This window comes from Nocardiopsis sp. CNT312, from assembly GCF_000515115.1.
GTDB lineage: Bacteria > Actinomycetota > Actinomycetes > Streptosporangiales > Streptosporangiaceae > Nocardiopsis.
Genome location: NZ_KI911537.1, coordinates 264530 through 280616 on the forward strand (window position 1 = coordinate 264530; position 16087 = coordinate 280616).

12 protein-coding genes are annotated in these 16087 nt (G+C 71.8%); 1 reads left to right on the plus strand and 11 read right to left on the minus strand.

Annotated features, from left to right (window positions below):
• Positions 1 to 42: 42 nt before the first annotated feature.
• Positions 43 to 1317 (minus strand): glutamate-5-semialdehyde dehydrogenase, encoded by a 1275-nt coding sequence (locus tag B042_RS0120045; protein WP_028649843.1) that lies wholly within the window; start codon positions 1315 to 1317, stop codon positions 43 to 45.
• A 255-nt stretch (positions 1318 to 1572) separates the two neighbouring features.
• Positions 1573 to 2004 (minus strand): type II toxin-antitoxin system PemK/MazF family toxin, encoded by a 432-nt coding sequence (locus tag B042_RS0120050; RefSeq protein ID WP_028649844.1) that lies wholly within the window; start codon positions 2002 to 2004, stop codon positions 1573 to 1575.
• A 108-nt stretch (positions 2005 to 2112) separates the two neighbouring features.
• Here B042_RS0120050 and B042_RS0120055 point away from each other — a divergent pair, with 108 nt between their 5' ends.
• Positions 2113 to 2862 (plus strand): SDR family oxidoreductase, encoded by a 750-nt coding sequence (locus B042_RS0120055; RefSeq protein ID WP_028649845.1) that lies wholly within the window; start codon positions 2113 to 2115, stop codon positions 2860 to 2862.
• A gap of 16 nt (positions 2863 to 2878) precedes the next feature.
• On the opposite strand, the gene proB is transcribed toward B042_RS0120055, so the two are convergent.
• The 9 genes from proB to mrdA form a co-directional block, all read right to left on the minus strand.
• Positions 2879 to 4036 (minus strand): glutamate 5-kinase, encoded by a 1158-nt coding sequence (gene proB, locus B042_RS0120060; RefSeq protein ID WP_028649846.1) that lies wholly within the window; start codon positions 4034 to 4036, stop codon positions 2879 to 2881.
• 84 nt (positions 4037 to 4120) lie between these two features.
• Positions 4121 to 5485, minus strand: coding sequence for a GTPase ObgE (gene obgE, locus B042_RS0120065; protein ID WP_028649847.1), 1365 nt, complete (start codon positions 5483 to 5485; stop codon positions 4121 to 4123).
• Positions 5486 to 5606: 121 nt separating this feature from the next.
• Complete coding sequence (gene rpmA, locus B042_RS0120070; protein WP_028649848.1) at positions 5607 to 5867, minus strand: 50S ribosomal protein L27; 261 nt, start codon at positions 5865 to 5867, stop codon at positions 5607 to 5609.
• Positions 5868 to 5880: 13 nt separating this feature from the next.
• A complete protein-coding gene (rplU, locus tag B042_RS0120075; RefSeq protein WP_028649849.1) occupies positions 5881 to 6192 on the minus strand; it encodes a 50S ribosomal protein L21 in 312 nt (103 codons plus the stop codon).
• Positions 6193 to 6567: 375 nt separating this feature from the next.
• Positions 6568 to 9306, minus strand: coding sequence for an Rne/Rng family ribonuclease (locus B042_RS0120080; RefSeq protein ID WP_028649850.1), 2739 nt, complete (start codon positions 9304 to 9306; stop codon positions 6568 to 6570).
• 158 nt (positions 9307 to 9464) lie between these two features.
• Complete coding sequence (locus tag B042_RS0120085; protein WP_028649851.1) at positions 9465 to 10247, minus strand: TIGR03936 family radical SAM-associated protein; 783 nt, start codon at positions 10245 to 10247, stop codon at positions 9465 to 9467.
• Positions 10248 to 10766: 519 nt separating this feature from the next.
• Complete coding sequence (locus B042_RS0120090; RefSeq protein ID WP_028649852.1) at positions 10767 to 12704, minus strand: TIGR03960 family B12-binding radical SAM protein; 1938 nt, start codon at positions 12702 to 12704, stop codon at positions 10767 to 10769.
• A 63-nt stretch (positions 12705 to 12767) separates the two neighbouring features.
• The gene (gene rodA, locus B042_RS0120095) at positions 12768 to 13940 is read right to left on the minus strand and encodes a rod shape-determining protein RodA (protein ID WP_028649853.1); all 1173 of its coding nucleotides are present in this window, start codon (positions 13938 to 13940) and stop codon (positions 12768 to 12770) included.
• Positions 13941 to 13942: 2 nt separating this feature from the next.
• Complete coding sequence (mrdA, locus tag B042_RS0120100) at positions 13943 to 16087, minus strand: penicillin-binding protein 2 (RefSeq protein WP_028649854.1); 2145 nt, start codon at positions 16085 to 16087, stop codon at positions 13943 to 13945.

Here is a 16087-nt window from a genome sequence, read left to right on the forward strand (position 1 = left end):
CGTCCGCGTGCGGGGCCGCTCCGGGGCGGCCCCGCCGCCGGATCACTTCAGGTGGCCGTCCCCGGTGACCACGTACTTGGTCGAGGTCATCTCGGTGAGCCCCATGGGACCGCGCGCGTGCAGCTTCTGGTTGGAGATGCCGATCTCCGCTCCGAACCCGAACTCGCCCCCGTCGGTGAAGCGGGTGGAGGCGTTCACCATCACCGCGGCCGAGTCGACCCTGGAGACGAAGTACCGGGACGCGGCCAGGGAGTCGGTGACGATGGCCTCGGTGTGCTGGGTGGAGTACCGGCGGATGTGCCCGATCGCGTCGTCGATCGTGGCGACCACCCGCACCGCCAGGTCCATGGACAGGTACTCGGTGGCCCAGTCCTCCTCGGTGGCCTCGACCACGGTCGCCCGGGCCCCGGCGGCCTCGGCGGCGGCGACCACGCGCGGGTCCCCGTGCACGGTCACCCCGGCCTCGGCGAGGGAGTCCAGGACGCGCGGCAGGAAGGCGTCGGCCACCGACTCGTGCACAAGCAGGGTCTCCGCGGAGTTGCACACCGAGCAGCGCTGGGCCTTGGAGTTGGTGGTGATGGCGACGGCCTTGTCGAGGTCGGCCGCCTCGTCCACGTACACGTGGCACAGCCCCTCGCCCGTCTCGATGACCGGGACGGTGGAGTCGCGCACGACGGCCTGGATGAGTGCGCCGCCGCCGCGCGGGATGAGCACGTCGACCAGGCCGCGCGCCCGCATGAGCGCGGTGGAGGACTCGCGGGTGCGGCCGGGCACCATCTGGATCGCGTCGACCGGCACTCCGGTGCCCTCCAGGGCGTCGCGCAGGACAGCGATGATGGCGCTGTTGGAGGCGTAGGCCGAAGAAGAGCCGCGCAGCAGGGCCGCGTTGCCGCTCTTGAGACACAGGGCGGCGGCGTCGACCGTGACGTTGGGCCGCCCCTCGTAGATGATCCCGATGACACCGAGCGGGACCCGGATCTGGCGCAGGTCCAGGCCGTTGGGCAGGACACCGCCGCGGACGGACTCCCCGACCGGGTCGGGCAGTTCGACGATCTCGCGCACGGCGTCGGCGATGGCCGCGACGCGCTGGGGGGTGAGCGTGAGCCGGTCGATCATGGCCGGGCCCGTGCCCTCCCGGCGGGCGCGCTCCACGTCCTCGGTGTTGGCCGCGGTGATCTCGTCGCTCCTCTTGACGAGGGCGTCGGCGATGGCCGTGAGCGCGGCGTCCTTCACGGCGCGGCTGAGCGGGGCGAGGTCGGCCGCCGCGTCCCGGGCGCGTTCGGCTACCGCGTGGACCTCGCGTTCGGTGTCACTCATCGTGTGTTTCTCTCTCGGTGTCGGGAGGCTGCCCCGGCGTGCCCGTCCGTGTCGTCGAAGGACTTCGGGCCGGGGTGCGCTCTCCAGCGTATAGCCGCGCCGTCTCCCCCGCCCGGGTACCGCACCGGTGACGGGAGGCCCCGGACGGATCCCTGCGGGGAGACACCCGGCCGCCCCGTCCCGGTGGGGGCTGGGCGGCGGCCCCTCCGGCCCGATCGTCCCGGTGGGGCCCGGGGACCCGTGAGGGGGGCCGGGTCAGCTCCAGCCGTAGCGGGCGCGCAAGACGTCGGCGACCAGCCAGAACACCTCCTCGTCGAGGACGGCGGCCTCCCGGCGGATGTCGTCCTCGTCGAACTCGAAGAGGCGGTCGACCCTGATGTGGGAGTCGCGCCTCTCCCGGTCCCAGGCACCGGAGCCGATGGGCAGCCAGTCCTGGCGCTCCCAGTGGTCGGGGGTCTGGGAGGAGAGCATCAGCCCGTGCAGCCGTCCGTCCTTGCGGCCCACGACCAGCATCGGCCGGTCCTTGCCCTGCTCCGGGTCCTCCTCGTAGGGGACCCACGTCCAGACGATCTCGCCGGCGTCGGCGAGGCCGTCGCGTTCGGGCGCGTAGACGAGGCGGGTGGCGTTGCTCTCGGTGGGGATCTCTCGGACCTGGCCCTTGTGGGGGTGTGTGGTGTCTTCGCTCACCTCGGCATCCTAGGTCCCCGCGCCCGACCCGCGCGACGGACGAGCGCGACCCTTCCCCAGTAGGGTGCAATATGTCTGGAAAGTCCGTTCATGAGCACGGGGAGTGGAATGAGCAGGGGAACCGTCGTCATCACCGGGGCGAGCTCCGGCCTGGGAGCGGAGATGGCGCGCCAGTTCGCGGCACTCGGCTACGACCTGGGGCTGTCCGCCCGCCGCACGGAGCGCCTGGAGGCCCTGCGCGAGGAAATCACCGCGGCCCACCCCGACCGCAGGGTGGTCCTCCAGACCCTCGACGTCACCGACGACGAGGCCGTCTTCCGGGTGATGGACCGGTTCGCCGGGGAACTCGGCACCCTGGACCGGGTCATCGTCAACGCGGGCCTGGGCAAGGGGGCCGCCCTGGGCAGGGGCCGGTTCGACGCCAACCGCCAGACCGCCATGACCAACTTCGTGGGGGCCCTCGCCCAGACCGAGGCCGCTCTGAAGGTCTTCCGCGCCCAGGAACGCGGACACCTGGTCATCATCTCGTCGATGTCGGCGCTGCGCGGCATGCGCAAGGCCATGACGGTCTACGCCGCCTCCAAGGCCGGAGTGGCCGCCCTGGCCGAGGGCGTGCGCTCCGAGCGCATCCCCGGTGTGGACGTGTCGGTCGTCTACCCGGGCTACATCCGGTCGGAGATGAACGAGCACGTCGAGCAGAAGACCCGGTTCATGGCGGACACGGAAACCGGCGTGCGCGCCATGGTCGGGGCCATCGAGAAGCGCAGGGCCAAGGCCTACGTGCCCGCCTGGCCCTGGGTGCCGATCGGCTGGGCGATGCGGGTGCTGCCGCTGTCGGTGGTGCGCAAGATGGCCTGATCTGCCCGCACACGGCTCACAGGACGACCATGTCGTCGCGGTGCACGAGTTCGCGTTCGTAGGAGGGCCCCATCTCGCGGGCCAGCCACCGCGTGGACCGCCCCATCATGTCGGGCACCTCGGAGGCGTCGTAGTTGACCAGGCCGCGCGCGACCACGTTGCCCTGCTCGTCGCGCAGGTCAACGGGGTCTCCCGCGTGGAACGCCCCGGCCACCCGGACCACGCCGGCGGGCAGCAGCGAGGCCTTCTCGCTCACCACGGCCCTGACCGCCCCCGGGTCCAGCACCAGGCTGCCCCGACCCGCGGTGGCGTGCGCCAACCAGAGCTGGCGGGTCGAGGGACGGCGACCGTTGCCCGGCGCGAAGAGGGTGCCCACCCGCTCCCCCGCGAGGGCTGCGCGCGCGTTGGCCGCCGAGGTGAGCACCGTCTGGACCCCGGCCTCGGTGGCGATGCGGGCCGACTCCACCTTCGTCACCATCCCGCCGGTGCCCACGCCGCGCTTGCCCGCGGTTCCGATGTCGATGCCGTCCAGGTCCCCGGGGCCGCGCACGAGGTGCACCACGGAGGTGGAGGGGTCAGAGGGATTGCCGTCGTAGAGGGCGTCCACGTCCGAGAGCAGCACGAGCGCGTCGGCGCGCATCAGGTGGGCGACGAGGGCGGCGAGACGGTCGTTGTCGCCGAACCGGATCTCGTGGGTGGCCACCGTGTCGTTCTCGTTGACGATGGGGAGCGCGCCGATGTCCAGGAGACGGCGCAGGGTGCGCTGGGCGTTGCGGTGCTGCACCCGGCGCATCATGTCCTCCACCGTGAGCAGGACCTGGGCGGCGTTGAGGCCGTGCCCGGCCAGTTCGGCGGTGTAGGAGGCCAGGAGCAGCCCCTGCCCGACGCTGGCGGCGGCCTGCTGCGAGGCCAGGTCACGCGGCCGATGGGCCAGGCCGAGCGGGGTCATCCCGGCGGCGACCGCACCGGAGGAGACCAGGATGACCTCCTGGCCCAGGGCGCGGCGGGCTGCCAGGACCTCGACGAGGTCGCGGATGCGGCCGGAGTCGATCCGGCCCTCGGGGGTCGTCAGTGACGACGACCCCACCTTCACCACGACCCGTCCCGCACCCGCGACCGCCTTGCGGCCCGCCTCTTCGAGTTCGTCGCTTCGTTCGGTTCTCACGCTGTCCACCGAGGGCTTTGTCCGTGGCACGGCCAGGCCGCGCGTACCTAATGGGGGTCTCCGGCTGGTGTGGAGCGTCCGTCCCCGCGCGGGTCAGCCCAGCCGGGCGTCGGTGCCGCGCGGGCCGGACGGGACCGCCTCGGCGTCGGCGGAGGGGTCCCAGTCGAAGACCACCGAGTCCTCCTCGGTACCGATGTGCACCTCGGCGCCGTCGACCGCCCCCGCCTTGGCCAGCTGGTCCTCGATACCGAGGCGGTTGAGGCGTTCGGCGAGGTAGCCCACGGCCTCGTCGTTGGAGAAGTCGGTCTGGCGCACCCAGCGGGCGGGCTTGTCCCCGCGCACACGGAAGGCGTTGTCGCCCAGCGGAACGATCTCGAACGGGGTCTCGCCGAGCATCCTCGGCCGGAGCACGATCCGGGTCGGCTCGGCGGGCGGTGCGGCCTCGCGGGCCGCGGACACCTGCTCGGCCAGGGCGAAGGACAGTTCGCGCAGCCCCTCGCGGGAGGCCGCGGAGACCTCCAGGACCCGGTAGCCGCGTTCGACCAGCATCGGGGCGACCAGCTCGGCGAGCTCGCGGGCCTCGGGCACGTCCACCTTGTTCAGAGCGACCAGGCGCGGACGGTCGGACAGGTCCACCCCGGCCCGCTCGCCGTAGGCCGCCAGCTCGTCCTCCAGGGCCTCCAGGTCGCTGACCGGGTCGCGGCCGGGCTCGTAGGTGGCGCAGTCCAAGACGTGCAGCAGTGTGGAGCAGCGCTCGATGTGGCGCAGGAACTCCAGGCCCAGGCCCCGGCCGTCGCTCGCCCCCGGGATGAGTCCTGGAACGTCCGCGATCACGTACTGGACGGTGCCCGCCTCCACCACTCCCAGGTTCGGGACGAGGGTGGTGAACGGGTAGTCGGCGATCTTGGGACGGGCGGCCGACACGGCGGCGATCAGCGACGACTTGCCCGCGCTGGGGAAGCCGACGAGACCGACGTCGGCGATGGTCTTCATCTCCAGGCGCACGTCGAAGGCCTCGCCCTCCTCGCCCTTGAGGGCGAAGCCGGGGGCCTTGCGCCTCTTGGAGGCCAGGGCCGCGTTGCCCAGTCCGCCGCTGCCGCCCTTGGCCAGGATCAGGCGGGTGCCGTGCCCGACCATGTCGGCGATCGGCCCACCGGCGGCGTCGGTCACCACGGTCCCGTCGGGTACGGGAAGCACGAGGTCCTCGCCGTTGGCGCCGGAGCGGTGGCCGCCCTGGCCCGGGGTTCCGTTGGCGGCGCTGCGGTGGGGACGGCGCTGGTAGTCCAGCAGGGTCGCGCTCTGGGCGTCGACCTCCAGGACGACATCGCCGCCGCGGCCGCCGTTGCCGCCGTCCGGGCCGCCGAGCGGCTTGAACTTCTCCCGGTGCACGGAGGCACAGCCATGCCCGCCGTTCCCGGCCCTGATGTGCAAGACCGCCTCGTCGACGAAGTCCGGCATGGCTCTCCTCGTTCCTCCTCCCGCCCGCGGGCGCGGGCGGACACGTCTCCTGTCGGTGACAACGCGAAGGGCGGGCCAGTGTTCCCTGGCCCGCCCCGAAACCGCGATGTCCGTGCGCGACCTACTCGGCGGCGGCCGGAACGATGTTGACGGCCTTGCGTCCGCGGTAGTTGCCGAACTTGACCTGGCCGGGGACCAGGGCGAACAGCGTGTCGTCACCGCCGCGGCCGACGTTGGCCCCGGGGTGGAACTTGGTGCCGCGCTGGCGGATCAGGATCTCGCCGGCCGAAACGGTCTGACCGCCGAAGCGCTTGACGCCGAGCCGCTTGGCGTTGGAGTCACGACCGTTACGGCTGGACGAAGCGCCCTTCTTGTGTGCCATCTCTCCAGGCCTCCTACTTCGCCGCGATGCCGGTGACGCGCACCTGGGTGTGCTTCTGGCGGTGACCCATGCGCTTCTTGTAACCGGTCTTGTTCTTGTACTTCATGATGTTGATCTTGGGACCGGCGGTCTCGCCGAGGACCTCGGCGGTGACCGTGTACCCGTTCAGCTTGTCGGCCTCGCTGATGACGTTGTCACCGTCGACGACAAGGATGGGCTGCCACGTCAGGGTGGCACCGGCCTCCTGGGAGACCTTGTCGATGTTCAGGACGTCATCGACGGACACCTTCTCCTGTCGGCCGCCCGCTCGCACGATCGCGTACACCGGGTCACTCTCTTCCTGCTCGCTCAACGAATAATGCACTCACTGGGACCATTCCCGGGGGAAGTCCATCCCCGCTGGCGCGGGGCCCCCGGGTCAGCCCTGCCTGTGCCAGGCCTGGCTGTGAAGGGGCCGCCCCCACCTGGGTGGGGAGAAGCCTCGTTCCACGATCCTTGAATCGCCTGTAGCGGGGCGCGGGGATCTGAGGGAAACAAACCCTGCGTGGAGAGCACTTCGGTGTCGGGGCCCGCACTGTCGCGAAGCGCGCCGACGCACCGCCCATCAGATTACCACCGGCTCACCACGGGCCTGTACATGTGCCCGCACCCGGACCGGTTCGGCACCGGTCCGGACACGCGACGGGACCCGGGGACCGGGCTATCCGGTCTCGGCGGCGGCCCCGGCGGCCGCCGTCCTGGTGCGCCGCGTCCTGCGGCGCTTGGGGCGCTCGGGGGTGTCCTCAGCGGTGCCCTCGGCCTCGGAGCGCAACTCCTGCGCGGCCTGCTTCCCGGGGGCCTCGCCAGGTGTGTCGGAGGCGGGGGACCCCCGCTCCGCCGTGTCCTCCCCGGAATGCTCCGGCTGCTCTCCGGCGGACTCGGCCGCCCTCTTGGAGCGGGAGGCGCGCTTGCGCGTCTTCCTGCCCTTGGCCGGCTGGTCGTCGGCCCCGGCCGCCTGTACCCCGCCCTCGTCGGATTCCGCGGCCTCGGGCCCGGTCTGGTCGTCCCCGGACCTGCCCTTGTCCTTGCCCTTGTCGGACTGTTCCGCCTCGGCCTTGGACTTCTTCTTCTTGCGGCCCCCGCCCTTGCCCTCCACGGGTTCGGCCGCCAGCACCAGACCGCGGCCGCTGCAGTGGTCACAGGTGTGGGAGAAGGCCTCCAGCAGGCCCTGGCCGACGCGCTTGCGCGTCATCTGCACCAGGCCCAGCGAGGTGACCTCGGCCACCTGGTGCTTGGTGCGGTCGCGCGAGAGGCATTCGAGCATGCGGCGCAGCACCAGGTCGCGGTTGGACTCCAGCACCATGTCGATGAAGTCGATGACGATGATGCCGCCGATGTCGCGCAACCGGAGCTGGCGGACGATCTCCTCGGCAGCCTCCAGGTTGTTCTTGGTGACCGTCTCCTCGAGGTTGCCGCCCTGACCGGTGAACTTGCCGGTGTTGACGTCGACCACGGTCATGGCCTCGGTCCGGTCGATGACGAGGGAGCCGCCGCTGGGCAGCCACACCTTGCGCTCCAGGGCCTTGTTGATCTGCTCGTCGACCCGGTAGGCGGCGAAGACGTCGCGGTCCCCGGTCCAGTGCGAGAGGCGTTCGGAGAGGTTCGGGGCCACGTAGTCCACGTACTCGTGGACGGTGTCCCACGCCTCCTCCCCGGAGACCACCAGGCTGGAGAAGTCCTCGTTGAACACGTCGCGCACGACCCGCACCGTCAGGTCGGGCTCGCTGTTGAGCAGGGACGGCGCGCTCGCCGACTTCGACTTGCGCTTGATGGACTCCCACTGCTTGGCCAGGCGCGAGATGTCGCGCTCCAACTCCTCCTCACTGGCCCCCTCCGCGGCGGTGCGCACGATCACGCCGGCGTCGGAGGGCATCACCTTCTTGAGGATCTGCTTCAGGCGCGCCCGCTCCTTGTCGGGGAGTTTGCGGCTGATCCCGGTCATGGAGCCGCCGGGCACGTAGACCATGTAGCGGCCGGGCAGGCTGACCTGGCTGGTGAGGCGGGCACCCTTGTGTCCGATGGGGTCCTTGGTGACCTGCACCAGGACGGACTGGCCGGACTTGAGCACCGACTCGATGCGCTTGGGCTGGCCCTCCAGCCCGAAGGAGTCCCAGTTGACCTCGCCCGCGTACAGGACGGCGTTGCGGCCCTTGCCGATGTCGACGAAGGCCGCCTCCATGGACGGGAGCACGTTCTGCACCCGGCCCAGGTACACGTTGCCCACGTAGGAGCGGTGGGCGGCCCGGTCGACGTAGTGCTCGACGAGCACGTCGTCCTCCAGGACCGCGATCTGTGTGCGGTCCTCGATACGGCGGACCACGAGGTCGCGCTTGACGGCCTCACGGCGGGCCAGGAACTCCGACTCGGTGACGATGGGGGCGCGGCGGCGCCCCTGCTCGCGGCCCTCGCGGCGGCGCTGCTTCTTGGCCTCCAGACGGGTGGAGCCGCGAACGGCCTGGACCTCGTCCTCGATCGCCTTCTCCTGGCGCGGCTCGCGCACCTTCACCACGGTGTTCGGCGGGTCGTCGCTCGTGGACTCGCCCGAGGCACCGGCGCGGCGGCGGCGACGGCGGCGACGGCGGCTGGAGCCCTCCTCATCGGCGGTGCGGTCCGTACGTCGACCGCTCGCGGCGACGGGGGACGCGCCGGTCTCCTCGGCCGGTTCCTTCGCCTCCTTGCGCGCGGCCCTGCCCTCGATCTCGGTCGAGGCCTCCTCGGCCAACCGGGAGCGGCCCCGGCCCCGGCCGCCGCGGCGGCGGCGACGGCGGGTGGGGCGCTCCTCGGCTCCCTCGGCCTGCTCCTGGCCCTCCTCCTGCCCGGAGTCGCCGGAGGCGGCCCCGGTCTCCGCCTCGTCCTCGTCCTCCGCCTCGTCCTCGGCCGCCGTCTGGGCGGGGGCCGACGGGGGCGTCTGGGAGGCGACCGGCGGCTGGAAGAGCATGGCGGGCGACTGGAAGAGGCCTCCGCCCTCACCGGCGTCGGCGGACTCGGTCCCCGCGCCGGAGGACTCGGGAGCGGTTTCGGCGGTCGCGCCGCTCTCCTCCCCCGCAGCCGGTCCGGCGGCCTTGCGCGTGGCGGGGCGCTTGCGGCGGCGCGGGGCGGGCTCCTCCTCAGGGCTGCCCGCCGCGCGCACGGTACGCCGGCGCGGGGCGGCCGCCACGGCGGTCTTGACCATGCCGCCCTCACCGGATCCGGCCAGGCTCGTGACGGGCCTGGAGGGAGGCGTGAAGACGTCGTCGGGTTCGGGGGGTGGTCCCGCGGCACGGCGTGCGCCCTGGGCGGGCGCCGGCGTGGTCACGCGCACCCCGCCCTCCCCCGCGGGAGGCGTCGCCGCCGTGTTCTCGGTTGTTTCAGTTGTACCCTCGGCGCCGTCGGCACCGGTCGTGGGCTCGTTGTCGAGCATCCGGGCGGTCTCCCGTCAAAGCCCTCGGGCGCGCCGCGACCTCTCGGTCGGCGGCGCGGCTCACAAGAGCTGTCGTCGCTGTTCCAACGCCGACGGCGCTTGGGCGCCGCCGGCGCAAAGTCCTGTGGTCACGCCCGCGTTCCCCACCGCGGGGCCGCTCATGGGCGGGCCCCCGCCACGGGTGCCGGCGGCCGTGGTGCTCCCACACGCCTGTCATGGGCGCGGTCGTCCTCGGAGCCGGTGCCCACGGTGGTGTGGGCGGCGGGCCGGTCCGGGGTGAGCGGGTCCGCGATCGCACCTGTCGTCTCGTCGAGTGGCCCCTGCGCCAGCCGGGTCATCAGCGGAGATGACGGCGGCGCGAGGTCGGCCACGAGGCGCAGGCCGTTCAGCACGTCGTCCGGCCGTACGGCGGGTGTCACGTGCCGCACAACCATGCGAAGTATGGCATATGTGGTGTGGTCTTCCCCTGGGGCACGCCCGTCGGGGCCGCTCCCCACGTCGAGGCGGACCACGGCCGGCCGTGTGTCGAACCGGCGCCGGCCCTTCTTCGTCATCCGTTCCACCTCAACGCCGTCCGCGGCCAGATAGGCCCGCGAGGCCGCCGCCGCGGTCTCGGGGTCCACGCCCGCCAGCTCGACACTCCATTCGGAGGCCTGGAGCCGGTCGGCCAGCCCGGGTCCGCGTGCTTCGAGGACCTCGACGACGTCGATGCCGTGGGGCATCGCCTCGTCGAGACCGGTTCTGACCCGTTCCGGGTCCCGCGCCTCCGCCAGGGTGAGTTCGAGGTACTCCGCCTCACTGGCGACCCCGGTGGGGGCGGCGCCGGTGTAGGAGACCTTCGGGTGCGGTGAGAAACCCGCGGAGAAGGCGACCGGTATCTCCGCCCTGCGCAGGGCGCGTTCGAGCGCCCGGGCGATGTCGCGGTGGCTGGCGAACCTCATGCGTCCGCGCTTGGCATAGCGGACGCGGAGCCTCTGGCCGGGCCTGGTGGTGAAGGGTGAGGTGGTGCCCTCGGATGCGGGGGGCAGCTCAACTCCTTTCCTCGTGCCCCCGGTGGGGTCGGCGTGCGACCTGAAGGGGCTGTTCCTCAGTCCTGTTCAGCGTACGGTGCGTCGCGGTGCACATGCGCCAACAGGACCACGCATACCGGTACCTGCCCCGCTGACCTGCGATCGAAAAGTCCCCCGCGAGAACGTACGGAGTGTGAACCGGCGTTCACTAGAGCAACACCGGCTGCCGGGAAAAAAATCCGAAGAAAATCCGAAACCGTGGCAACCCCCGAACAGGGCCGCGAGTCCTACTACACGTACGGCCCGGCGCGAGCGGGGCGCCGGGCCGTACTTCACCACCTCCCCCGGGCGGGCCGCCGAGGCGGCCCCGGGCCCGGCGCGGGAATCCTATCGCCGCCCCCGCGTACCCGGGCGCGGCGCGGTCGGCCCCGAGCGCGTCGGGGCGAACCCTCAGACCACCGTCAGCGGGAGCATCGGCCTCCCCCCGGCAGGCGCGTTGATCTGGATCTCGGTGCCCATGCTCGGGCACACGCCACAGTCGTAGCAGGGGGTCCAGCGGCAGTCGTCGACCTCCAGCGACTCCTCACCGTGCAGCGCGTCCTGCCAGTCCTGCCACAGCCACGACCGGTCCAGTCCCGCGTCGAGGTGGTCCCACGGCAGGACCTCGTCCTCCTCCCGCTCACGGGTGGTGTACCAGTCCACGTCCACCGGCTCGCCAGCCAGCGCCGCCTCCGCGGCGGCCACCCAGCGGTCGTAGGAGAAGTGCTCGCTCCAGCCGTCGAACCGGCCGCCCGCGCGCCACACCTCCTCGACGACCCGGCCCACTCGGCGATCGCCCCGCGAGAGCAGGCCCTCGATGATCGAGGGCCTGCCCTCGTGGTAGCGCAGGCCAATCGACTTGCCGTACCTGCGGTCGCCCCTGAGCCTGTCACGCAGCTTGCGCAAGCGGGCGTCCACGGCCTCGTGCGAGGTCTGGCCCGCCCACTGGAACGGCGTCTGCGGCTTGGGCACGAACCCGCCGATGGAGACCGTACAGCGGATGTCCTTGCGCCCGGTCACCTCACGTCCGGTCCTGATCACCTCCGTGGCCAGGTCGGCGATGGCCAGGACGTCCTCGTCCTCCTCGGTGGGCAGCCCGCACATGAAGTACAGCTTCACCTGGCGCCACCCCGCCTCGTAGGCGGCCGTCACCGTGCGGATCAGATCCTGCTCGGTGACCATCTTGTTGATCACCCGGCGCATGCGCTCGCTGCCGCCCTCGGGGGCGAAGGTCAGGCCCGAACGGCGCCCGTTGCGGGTGAGTTCGTTGGCAAGGTCGATGTTGAAGGCGTCCACACGCGTGGAGGGCAGCGACAGGCCGGTGTTGGTCCCCTCGTAGCGGTCGGCCAGTCCTTTGGCGATGCCGCCGATCTGGCTGTGGTCGGCGCTCGACAGCGACAGCAGGCCGACCTCCTGGAAGCCGGAGTTCCTGACGCCCTCCTCGACCATCCGGGTGACGGTCTCCTGGTTGCGCTCACGTACGGGTCGGGTGATCATCCCCGCCTGGCAGAACCGGCAGCCGCGCGTGCACCCGCGGAAGATCTCCACGCTGTAGCGCTCGTGCACGGACTCGGCGGTGGGCACGACGGGCTTCTTCGGGTAGGGCCACTGGTCCAGGTCCATCACGGTGTGCTTGTGCACCGTGACGGGCACCCCGGGCCGGTTGGGCGCGTAGGAGGCGATCCGGCCGTCGTCGTGGTAGGCCACGTCGAAGAAGCGCGGCACGTAGACCCCTCCGGTCGCGGCCAGGCGCAGCAGCAGCCCGTCGCGGCCCCCCGGGGCGCCCTCCTCCTTGTGCTCGCGGACGATCTCGGTGATCGCCAGGGCGATCTCCTCGCCGTCGCCGAGCACGACGGCGTCCAGGAAGTCGGCGATCGGCTCAGGGTTGAACGCCGAGTGCCCGCCCGCCAGCACGACCGGATGCGCCTCGTCCCGCTCGGCCGAGCGCAGCGGAATCCCCGCCAGGTCCAGCGCCGTGAGCAGGTTCGTGTACCCCATCTCGCTGGCGAAGCTCACGCCCAGGAGGTCGAAGGCCGACAGGGGCCGGTGCGCGTCCACGGTGAAGTGCGGGATCCCGTGCTCGCGCATCAGCCCTTCGAGATCGGGCCAGACGGCGTAGGTGCGCTCGGCCAGGACGCCCTCGCGCTCGTTGAGGACCTCGTAGAGGATCTGCACCCCCTGGTTGGGAACCCCGACCTCGTAGGCGTCCGGGTACATCAGCGCCCAGCGCACCCGGGCCTCGTCCCAGTCCTTGACCACGGAGTTGAGTTCGCCCCCGACGTACTGGATGGGCTTGCTCACCCGGTTCAGCAGGGGTTCTAGTCGCGGAAAGACACTTTCGACGGACATGTGCGGCCTTCGGTCGACGAACGGCGGACGGTTTCCCCTCAGGCTAACGCTCTCCCCGGTGTCTCACTCGAAACCCCGGTCCCGGACATGTACGCCCAGCACCAGGCCCAGAGCCAGCATGTTCGCCACGATCGCGGTGCCGCCGTAGGACACGAACGGCAGGGGCAGCCCGGTGACCGGCATGATGCCCAGGCCCATCCCGATGTTGATGAAGCTCTGGAAGGCGAACCAGGTGGCCACACCGACGCACAGCAGCCGTGGATAGGGCTGGTCACAGCCCGCGGCGATCCGCAGGATCCGCCAGAAGACCACGATGAACAGCGCGACCATCGCCACGGAGCCGACGAACCCGAGCTCCTCACCGGCCACCGTGAAGATGAAGTCGGTGTGCTGCTCGGGGACGAAGCGGCCGTGCGTCTGCTCCCCCTGGAACAGCCCGGTGCCGGAGAAGCCGCCCGAGCCCACGGCGATCAGGGCCTGGGCCGAGTTGTAGCCCGCTCCCTGGGGGTCGGCGGACGGGTCGATCAGGGTGGCCAGCCGGTCCAGCTGGTAGGGCTCCAGCAGGTCGAACCACCACACGGCGCAGGCGGTGGCCACCCCGCACGCGAGCATGCCGACCACCCACGCCAGGGGCGCGCCCGACAGGGTCAGCATCCCCAGGAAGATCATGCCCAGGACGAGCGTGGTCCCCAGGTCGGGCTGGAGCAGGACCAGCGCGAGGGGGAGGGCCAGTGCCAGCAGACAGTACAGGACGTCCCTGGTCATCGGTTTGCTCTCGCCGTCCCGGGGCTCCCCGAGCAGTGTGGCCAGGACGAGGATCAGGCCGACCTTGGCCAGTTCGCTGGGCTGGAACTGCACAGGGCCGAGCACGATCCACCCGCGCGAGCCGTTGATCACCGCGCCCAGCGGGGTGAGCACCATGATGAGCGCCATCAGGGTCGCGCCGTAGACGAGCGGCGCGTAGCCGCGTACGGCGCGGAAGTCCACCGAGGCCACCGTCAGGCACAGCGCCCAGCCCACCGCGAGGTGGACCAGGTGACGGCGCATGTGCCCGGTGGCCTCCATCGGCCCGCTGCCGTCCCCCGGCAGCGTCGCCGACCACACCAGCATCGTCCCGATGGCGCACAGCGCCGCCACCGCGGCGATGAGCGCCCAGTCCAGGCGGCGGGCCACACCCGCCGCGGACCGGCCCAGCCGGGCGCGGGGTGCCTCGGGGGCACTCGTGTACGTGTCCATGCTCACCGGTCCAGAAGGTCGATGGAGCCGTCGGAGCGGACCGTGGGCAGCTCCTGCCAGGGCCTGCCGTCCGGCAGCGCGCCCTCGCTCGGGGGCCGGTCGCCCTCCTCGTCCTCGCCCCCGGCGTTCGCGGAGAAGCCGTAGATGCCCTCGTAGATCTTCCGGGCGATGGGCGCGGAGGTCGCACCGCCGGTCCCGCCCTGGTGGACGAAGACGACGATGGCGAACCGCGGGTCGTCGGCCGGGGCGTAGGAGGCGAACCAGGAGGAGACCTGGCGCCCGACGACGTCGGCACTGCCGGTCTTGCCCGCCACCGACACCAGGTCCTGCGGGAAGCCGCCGAAGGCCCCGCTGGCCGTGCCCGCCTTGGGCACCTCGGTGAGCGCGGCCTGGAGGTAGGCGAGGGTCTCCTCGCTGACGGGCAGCCGCCCCTTGACGGACGGCTCGATCATCTGGACCTCACTGCCGTCGGCCGACACCAGGGCCCGGGCCACACGCGGCTCGTACAGGGTGCCGCCGTTGGCGATGGCGGCGTAGGCGGCGGCCAGTTGCAGCGGGCTGACCAGCACGTCGCCCTGGCCGATCGAGAAGTTGACCGCCTCGCCCGCGCGCCACTCGAACCCCTCGACGCAGTGCTCGTGGGCGAGGCGCTTGAGGTAGGCGGCGTGCGACGGGTCCTGATCGGCCACGTCGGGGTACCCGTGTTCGGCGCGGTGGCAGTTGTTCTCCTTGGTCTGCTCCCAGAAGTCGCGCTTCCACTGTCGGTCGGGGATGCGGCCGCCGGTCTCGTAGGGAAGGTCGATCCCGGTCGGCGAGCCGAAGCCGTAGCCGCGGGCCATCGCGGCCATGGCCTCGTCCGGTTCGCCGTCCGGGTGGAGGCCTCCGTCGCTCAGCCACATCCGGTAGCCGAAGTTGTAGAAGACGGTGTTGCAGGAGACCACGATCGCCCGGTGCAGGGTGATCGTCCCGTGTCCCTGTCCGGCGTAGTTCTCGAAGTTCTGCCCACCCACGTTGATCGAACCGGGGCAGGCGTAGGTGCTGCGCAGTGAGTACCCGTTCTCGGCGGCGGCCGACAGCGACGACACCTTGAACGTGGACCCGGGCGGGTACTGCCCCTGGATGGCCCGCGAGAGCAGCGGCTCCCCTGCCTCCGCACTGAGCATCTCGTCGAAGGTCTCCTGGTCGATCCCGCCCCGCCACACGCTCGGGTCGTAGGAGGGGACGCTGGCCAGCGCCACCACCCCCCCGGTGCGCACGTCCAGGACGACGGCGGCACCGGAGTCGGCCGGGTACCGGGGCCGGGCCGCGGCCATCCCCTCGGCCAGGGCCTTCTCCGCGATGCCCTGGACCTCGGCGTCCAGGTGGGTGACCAGGTGCATGCCCGCCTCGGGCATCCGGTCGGAGAGCACCTCCATGATCTCGCCGTGGTTGTTCACGCCCAGGGTGCGCAGCCCGGCGGTGCCGCGCAGCTGTGCGTCGTAGATCTTCTCCAGGCCGTCGCGGCCGACCTGGTCGATACCGGTGAACTGGGTACGGAGCTGCTCCCGGGCCTCCAGCTCCTCCTGGGTGACCGGCTGGAGGTAACCCAGCACCTGGCCCGCCAGGTCCCCGTAGGGGTACTCGCGGACGGCGTGGGCCTGGGCGGTGATCCCCGGGAACCGCTCGGGGTGCTCCATGATCTGGAGGGCGGCCTGGCTGCCCACTCCCTCGGCGAGGGTGACCGGCTGGTAGGGGGAGCCCGGCCAGCAGGGGCGCTCCACGGTGGGGCCGCACAGGCGCATGCGCTGCCTGAGCTCCTCCAGCGGGGTGCCGAGCGCCTCCGACAGCTCTGCCAGGACCGCCTCACCGTCGTCGGGCATGCCCTGGAGTTCGTGGTAGTCGGCAGAGACGACCAGTTCAGTCCGGTTGTTGACCAGCGCCCGCCCCCGCGCGTCCAGGATCTGGCCCCGGGTGGCCGGGACGACGAGCTCCTGGTGGTGGTTGGAGACGGCGAGCTCGCGGTAGTGGTCGCCCCTCTGCACCTGGAGATACCACAGGCGCACACCGAGGGCGGCGAACAGCACCACGACCAGGACCTGCGCCAGGACGACGCCGAGCGTGCCCAGCCTGCGCACGGGCCGGGCGGGGGTACCGGGAGGCCTGTGCAC

Excerpts from the sequence above, each read along its gene's own strand:
- B042_RS0120045 (WP_028649843.1), bottom strand. The coding sequence starts at position 1,317 with ATGAGTGACACCGAACGCGAGGTCCACGCGGTAGCCGAACGCGCCCGG.
- B042_RS0120055 (WP_028649845.1), top strand. The coding sequence starts at position 2,113 with ATGAGCAGGGGAACCGTCGTCATCACCGGGGCGAGCTCCGGCCTGGGA.
- obgE (WP_028649847.1), bottom strand. The coding sequence starts at position 5,485 with ATGCCGGACTTCGTCGACGAGGCGGTCTTGCACATCAGGGCCGGGAAC.
- rpmA (WP_028649848.1), bottom strand. The coding sequence starts at position 5,867 with ATGGCACACAAGAAGGGCGCTTCGTCCAGCCGTAACGGTCGTGACTCC.
- B042_RS0120080 (WP_028649850.1), bottom strand. The coding sequence starts at position 9,306 with ATGCTCGACAACGAGCCCACGACCGGTGCCGACGGCGCCGAGGGTACA.
- B042_RS0120085 (WP_028649851.1), bottom strand. The coding sequence starts at position 10,247 with ATGAGGTTCGCCAGCCACCGCGACATCGCCCGGGCGCTCGAACGCGCC.
- B042_RS0120090 (WP_028649852.1), bottom strand. The coding sequence starts at position 12,704 with ATGTCCGTCGAAAGTGTCTTTCCGCGACTAGAACCCCTGCTGAACCGG.
- rodA (WP_028649853.1), bottom strand. The coding sequence starts at position 13,940 with ATGGACACGTACACGAGTGCCCCCGAGGCACCCCGCGCCCGGCTGGGC.